This window comes from Xanthomonas axonopodis, from assembly GCF_001304695.1.
In the GTDB taxonomy this organism is placed as follows: Bacteria; Pseudomonadota; Gammaproteobacteria; order Xanthomonadales; family Xanthomonadaceae; genus Xanthomonas; species Xanthomonas axonopodis.
The window spans coordinates 1-5,829 of record NZ_JFAQ01000194.1; the positions used below are offsets into that span (position 1 = coordinate 1).

A 5,829-nucleotide genomic window follows, 5' to 3' on the forward strand; every position below is an offset into this window, starting at 1 on the left:
CTTTATGTGCATCCAACCTCCCGCGAAACGCGGGAACGGGGCTTGATCAGCGTTGCCCTAAGCAATGCTCCGGAGTAAGTGATGAATAAGTTCAACGACTGGCCGATCCGCCGCAAACTGATGTTTGCCTTCTGTCTGAGTGCCGTGCTCACCGCATTACTGGGCGGTTTGGGTTTCTCGCGCATGAAGCAGATGCAGAGCGAAACCACCTTGATCAACCAGGACGTGGTGCCGGTGTTGAGCCGCCTGTCAGAGTTGCGCGGTTTCGCCGGCGAATTTCGTGTTTACGAAGTGGGCCAGTTCCTCAATCTTGAAGACCCGGAGCGCTACGCGTATTTCTTCAAGCGCATGGATGAAATCAAGGCCAAGTACGCCGACACCCAGAAGCAGCTGGACGCCAAAATCGATGCGTCCTCGCCGTTGAAAGCCGAGTACGCCAAGCTGACCGATGCCAGCGCACGCTATTTCGCGGCCAACCTGCAATTGCGCAAGCTCTATGCAGAGCCCGACCGCGCCGCTGCGATGGAGTTCTCGCGCAAGCAACCGGGCGAGATCCGCAAGGAACTGTTCGCCTCGGTGGACAAGCTGTATGCACAGCAGTCCAAGGCACTGGGCGACATGGTCGCTGCCAGCGCCGGCTCGTTCAAGCTGACCAGCGCGGTGCTGCTGATCGGCACCTTGCTGATGGCTGCCTTGTCGGTGACCTTCGGTTGGTTGATCGCGCGCAGCATCACCAGCCCGCTCGCCAAGGCGCTGGGCGCCATCCAGGCGGTTTCGCGCGGCGATCTGGGCGTGCAGGTCGGTAAGACCAGCAAGGACGAGATCGGCCAGATGCTGGAGGCCACCGATGGCATGACCCAGATGCTGCGCTGTTTCTCCGATGAAACCGCGCGCATGTCGCACCTGCATGCTGCCGAAGACATCACCCACCGCATGCCGGAAGATTTCCCCGGCGTGTACGGCAACCTTGCCACCGGCATCAACACGATGATCTTCGAGCATCTCGATGCCATCATCGATGCGGTGCGCATCCTCAATCAATATGCACAGGGCGACCTGAGCGAAGATGCGCGTCGCCTGCCGGCCAGCTGCGCGGTGCTGCATGAAGCAATGGATGCAGCCAAGGCCAGCTTGTTGTCGATCAACACCGAGATCAAGCACCTGGCGCAGGCGGCCGCATCCGGCGACTTCAGTGCGCGTGGCGATGCGCAGCGCTTCAAGTACGACTTCGCAGTGATGGTGTCGGATCTGAACTCGATGATGGAAGTCAGCGACCGCAACCTGGGCAAGCTGTCGCAGCTGCTCGGCGCGGTGGCCGATGGCGACCTCACCGCGCGCATGGACGGGCAATTCCACGGCGTGTTCGCACGGCTGCGCGACGACGCCAATGCCACGACCCAGCGCCTGACCGACATCGTGGGCCGCATTAAGCACTCCACCCTGGCAATCAACACGGCCGCCGGCGAGATTGCTGCCGGCAACAACGACCTGTCGCAGCGCACCGAGCAGCAGGCGGCCAACCTGGAAGAAACCGCCGCCTCGATGGAAGAGCTCACCTCCACCGTCAAGCAGAACGCCGAGCATGCGCGTCAGGCCAACCAGCTCGCCATCGGCGCGGCAGGCGTGGCATCGCACGGCGGCAATGTGGTCGGCCAGGTGGTCACCACCATGTCCGGCATCGAAACCTCGTCCAAGAAGATCGCCGAAATCATCAGCGTCATCGACGGCATCGCGTTCCAGACCAACATCCTGGCCTTGAATGCCGCGGTGGAAGCGGCGCGCGCCGGCGAGCAGGGTCGCGGTTTTGCCGTGGTGGCCTCGGAAGTGCGTACGTTGGCGCAGCGTTCGGCAGGTGCGGCGAAGGAAATCAAGAGCCTGATCGACGACTCGGTGAGCAAGGTGGCCGAAGGCTCGGCGCTGGTGAATCAGGCCGGCAGCACCATGGCCGAGATCGTCTCCTCGGTGCAGCGCGTGACCGACATCATGAGCGAAATCTCTGCAGCATCGCAGGAACAATCGGCCGGCATCGAGCAGGTCAACCAGACCGTGACCCACATGGACGAGGCCACCCAACAGAACGCCGCGCTGGTGGAAGAAGCCACCGCCGCTGCACGCTCGATGGAAGAGCAAGCGCAGCAGCTCACCGAAGCGGTGGCGTTGTTCCGCCTCTCGGCCGAACCGGAAGCGGTGACCCGCGCAACGCCGGTGGTACGCCAGATTGCTGCCAAGCGCCCGGTTGCGGCGAGCATGCCGGCCAACAAGCCGCAGGCTGCGCGTCCGGCGGGCCGGGCCGCGGTGGCACCGTCCAACGAATCCGATTGGTCCGAGTTCTAACAGCGGCAAGACGGCTGCGCTCACCGCAAGGTGGGCGCGTCCGGTGCAGGGTCTGGGATGTACCACGTGGCACTGCGGATCTTCAGCTCCGTCTCCACGCCCAGGGCTATCTGCCATGCTGTACGGCCGCTGCGAACAGCTGCAGGGCCCTGAAATAGCAGCCGCTATCGAAGCCGCGCTCTCAACAGCGCGGCTTTTATTTTTCCGCGCAGCTAAAAACAAACTCTTCAGTACGATTTAAATCCACTATCCGCATAAAGTTTATATATGAACTAAATTGTAAACAGCAGAGTCCGCATTAGTGCTGATAATTCACAGGGCGACGCAGCGACAGAATAAGAATTTATTTCACAAGCCTAACTTTGGTTATATTTTTTTGATATCGAGGTATTCAGTAGATGCTCTCAAGTGCCGTTACTGGGCATAGCGAGACGTCAGACTGCACGTGACTGGCGTTACCGCATCGCTTGCTTTTATCGCGCAACGCTTGCCAGGAACCTGTCATGACCTCACTTCTTCAACGTTACAACGTCGGCCCACGTCTAGCGGCCGCCTTCGCTGTTCTGATTGTGCTGTCAGGCCTGATCGCCCTGATCGGCTATCGCGGATTGACGTCGGCACGCGCTTTGGTCGACGGCATCGTGAACCAGAACATGGCGAAGATCCGCCTGTCCAACGATATGATGAACGCCAATTTCATTATCGGCACGCAGCTGCGCAACCTGGTACTGCCGACCAGCGATGAAGAGAATCGCCAGTTCGTCGCCAACATCCAGTCTGCGCGTGCCGACTACACCAAAGCGCGAGAGGCGTTGTATGCCATGCCGCCCTCAGAGCAAGGCAAGACCCTGCGTGCAGAGATCGATGCACGCCGCACCGAAGTCAGGAGTTTGAATGACAAGGTCATCGATCTGGTGATGACCGGACACAGCGACGACGTACTTCCCTTTCTGCTGAAAAAGGCGGCGCCCGCCATGCAGGTCTGGCAGGACAGGATTGCCGAAAACATTGCCCTGCAGGAGAAGCAGGCAGCCGATGCCTCGGCTGTGGCATTCAAGTCCATGGACGACTCGCGCAAGCTGCTAATCGGCGGCTCGCTGCTGGTCGTGCTGTTAAGCGGCACCCTGGGCGTGCTGATCACCCGCAGCCTGACCCAGCCGTTGCACCGCGCGACCCGCGCTGCAGAATCCATCGCCGGCGGCCAGCTGGATAACGACGTCGACACCCACTTCAACGACGAAGCCGGGCGCCTGCTCAAGGCGATGAGCAAGATGCAACAGCAGTTGCGCAATCTGCTCAGCGCGCAGACCGACATGGCCCGCCGTCACGATGAAGGCCAGATCAGCTTCCGCATCGATGCCGAAGCGTTTCCAGGCGACTACGGCCGCATGGCCAGCGATACCAACAACCTGGTCGCATCGCATATCGCGGTGAAGTTGAAGCTTGCGCAGATCATGGGCCGCTACGCCATTGGCGATCTCAGCGAGGATATGGACAAGTTGCCCGGCGAAAAGGCCGTGCTCAGCGATACCATGGCGCAGGTCAAATTCAACCTGTCGGCGATGAATACCGAAATCAAGCACCTGGCGACATCGGCGGCCAGTGGCGATTTCAGTGCCCGTGGCGATGCCGAGCGTTTCCAGTACGACTTCCGTGTGATGGTCGAAAGCCTCAACACCTTGATGGCCACCGCCGACGGCAACCTGCAATCGCTCTCGGGCTTGTTGCAGTCGATCGCCGCCGGCGACCTCACCGCACGCATGAGCGGTGAATTCCATGGCGTGTTTGCGCAGATGCGCGACGACGCCAATGCCACCGCCACGCAGCTGGCCGAGATCGTCAGCGGCATCAAGGGCTCGGCCACGTCCATCAGAGGTGCGGCAAGCGAAATTGCCGCCGGCAACCAGGACCTGTCGCAGCGCACCGAACAACAGGCCGCCAACCTGGAAGAAACCGCTGCCTCGATGGAAGAGCTCACCTCCACCGTCAAGCAGAACGCCGAAAGCGCACGCCAGGCCAACCAGCTCGCCATCGGCGCGGCCAGCGTGGCCTCGCAGGGCGGCGAGATCGTCAGCAAGGTGGTCGGCACCATGAGCGGGATCGAAGCCTCGTCCAGGAAGATCGCCGACATCATTTCCGTCATCGACGGCATCGCGTTCCAGACCAACATCCTGGCCTTGAACGCGGCAGTGGAAGCCGCACGCGCCGGCGAACAGGGCCGCGGCTTTGCGGTCGTGGCGTCTGAAGTGCGCACCCTGGCACAGCGCTCCTCGGGCGCGGCCAAGGAGATCAAGGACCTGATCGACGACTCCGTGCAGCGGGTGGCTGAAGGCTCGGTGCTGGTGCACAGCGCCGGCACCACCATGGGCGAGATCGTGGCCAGCGTGCAGCGCGTCACCGACATCATGGGCGAAATCGCTGCCGCCTCGCAGGAACAGTCGGCCGGTATCGAGCAGGTCAACCAGACCGTGACCCACATGGACGAGGCCACCCAACAGAACGCCGCGCTGGTGGAAGAAGCCACCGCTGCCGCACGCGCAATGGAAGAACAAGCCCAGCAACTGACCGAAGCGGTGGCGCTGTTCCGTCTGTCGGCCGACACGGAAACGGTAACCCGCACCGCGCCGGCAGTGCACCTGGGCGCCGCCAAGCGTCCGCTTGCGGTACGCAAGCCGGCGATCAAGCCACCTGTCGCGAGCCCGACGGCGCGCGCGGCTGTCGTGTCGGTCGCAGCCGACGCGTCCAATTGGGCCGAGTTCTAATAGCGGCCCAAGGGCTCCACCTGGACACCGCGCTCGCTAGCGAGCGCGGCGCTTTTTTATGGGCAGTGCTTCTGGCGCGAGGCGCATCGCCGGCCTCACCGCCGCCATTGCAGCACGGCGGCGTGGTCTTGCACGCGCCCGAACACTTCCATCGGCCAGCGGCAGAGCCTGCACCGCCCCCCTGGCCGTGGCCATGGATGCGCTTCATCACCCAGTTGCCGTCACCAATCAGCCGCACCGGCAGAGTCCGGTTTTTCGAACATAAATACCGTCGAAACCGCGTGATTAATTTGTGACGATGCCCTTCAGTCGAGAGCGGTAGCGCCGTTAGCTATGTCAGCAACGAGGCAGGCTGCGAGCGCGGAGAAGCCTCACTGCACCGCGCTACCAAAGGCCAATCCATCATCGCCAACGGGTGGCTCTCACTACTCACATTGTTACCAGCTCAAGGCGCATTCGATGAAACAGCTAAGAGTGGCTAACAAAACGTAGCGAGCGGTCGTCAGGTGGGCGTGGACGGCGCACAGGAACCGGAGTGTACGAGTGGTACATGCCGATTCCGAGCACCGGCCGCGCCGCCTGGCGGCTGTGTAGTAGTTTTGTTAGTCGCTCTAAGTGTTACCGGGCGTTGTATCGGTGGCGCTGGCCGAAGGGATTTCGCTGCCCGCAGTGCGACGGCCGCGCACGCTCGCGCTTTCGATGCGGTGAGCAGGTGTACGACCAGTGCCGTGCG

At 61.9% G+C, this 5,829-nt stretch carries 3 protein-coding genes and 1 other RNA gene; 3 read left to right on the forward strand and 1 reads right to left on the reverse strand.

The features are described 5' to 3' along the window. Positions 1-81: 81 nt before the first annotated feature. A complete protein-coding gene (locus tag XAXN_RS16675; RefSeq protein WP_054320388.1) occupies positions 82-2,334 on the forward strand; it encodes a methyl-accepting chemotaxis protein in 2,253 nt (750 codons plus the stop codon). A 503-nt stretch (positions 2,335-2,837) separates the two neighbouring features. Next, the gene (locus XAXN_RS16680) at positions 2,838-5,096 is read left to right on the forward strand and encodes a methyl-accepting chemotaxis protein (RefSeq protein ID WP_054320389.1); all 2,259 of its coding nucleotides are present in this window, start codon (positions 2,838-2,840) and stop codon (positions 5,094-5,096) included. Positions 5,097-5,572: 476 nt separating this feature from the next. On the opposite strand, the gene XAXN_RS16685 is transcribed toward XAXN_RS16680, so the two are convergent. Then, a non-coding RNA gene (locus XAXN_RS16685) (sX9 sRNA) lies at positions 5,573-5,648 on the reverse strand. Here XAXN_RS16685 and XAXN_RS21920 point away from each other — a divergent pair. Next, a partial coding sequence (locus XAXN_RS21920) for a transposase (protein ID WP_167694816.1) occupies positions 5,647-5,829 on the forward strand: 183 nt, incomplete at its 3' end. The two genes, XAXN_RS16685 and XAXN_RS21920, sit on opposite strands and share 2 nt — an antisense overlap.

Coding starts and splice junctions, on each gene's coding strand:
- XAXN_RS16675 (WP_054320388.1), top strand. CDS start 82: ATGAATAAGTTCAACGACTGGCCGATCCGCCGCAAACTGATGTTTGCC.
- XAXN_RS16680 (WP_054320389.1), top strand. CDS start 2,838: ATGACCTCACTTCTTCAACGTTACAACGTCGGCCCACGTCTAGCGGCC.